This window comes from Mesorhizobium sp. Cs1321R2N1, from assembly GCF_037179725.1.
In the GTDB taxonomy this organism is placed as follows: domain Bacteria; phylum Pseudomonadota; class Alphaproteobacteria; order Rhizobiales; family Rhizobiaceae; genus Mesorhizobium; species Mesorhizobium salmacidum.
This window is the reverse complement of sequence record NZ_JAPYKP010000343.1, coordinates 1-484: the sequence shown is the minus strand read 5'-3', so window position 1 is coordinate 484 and position 484 is coordinate 1. Positions and strand designations below refer to the sequence as shown.

Sequence of the window (484 nt, the reverse complement as noted above, 5' to 3'; positions counted from 1 at the left end):
CTGTGGCTGATGATCTTGCCGTTGCGGCTGTAGAGAGTGACCTTGCCACCGTCGATTCTAGCGACCATGCGGAATCCGTCATACTTATCCTCGAATATCCAGCACTTATCGTCGAACGGCGCGTCGGTCAGCGTCGCGAGCATGGGCTGGAGGCGCTTCGGCAATGTAGATACGCGCGCCACTAGTATTCACCTTCTTCGAGCACGTTACGAAACGTGACCGAGTAGCGCAGGCTTTCGATGCCGGGAATGCTGTGCTGCCATTCGGTGCGCGACGGACCGCGGAGAAGGTAGACGGAGCGCGGCTCGGCAACGAGGGTGTTCCTCTCGAACGACTTAACCGTTCGCCTGCGAAGCCTGAAGATACAGGAAGACAGCAGCGAAATGCTGGCAACATCGCCAAAAACGGAGCGATCCTTATGCCAGCCGATCCCGGTGCCGGGCGCGTACTCGGTCACGAGAACCTGCTGGAAGCAGCCGGGCGC

2 protein-coding genes are annotated in these 484 nt (G+C 59.5%); both read right to left on the bottom strand.

Annotated features, from left to right (window positions below; all coding sequences use genetic code 11):
- The coding region (locus O7A61_RS32405) for an ATP-dependent DNA ligase (RefSeq protein WP_442921143.1) at positions 1 to 182 on the bottom strand (182 nt) is incomplete at its 3' end.
- Positions 182 to 484, bottom strand: a 303-nt coding sequence (locus O7A61_RS32400; RefSeq protein ID WP_337133205.1) for an alpha-ketoglutarate-dependent dioxygenase AlkB, incomplete at its 5' end; no start/stop codon positions are given. The genes O7A61_RS32400 and O7A61_RS32405, both read right to left, overlap by 1 nt.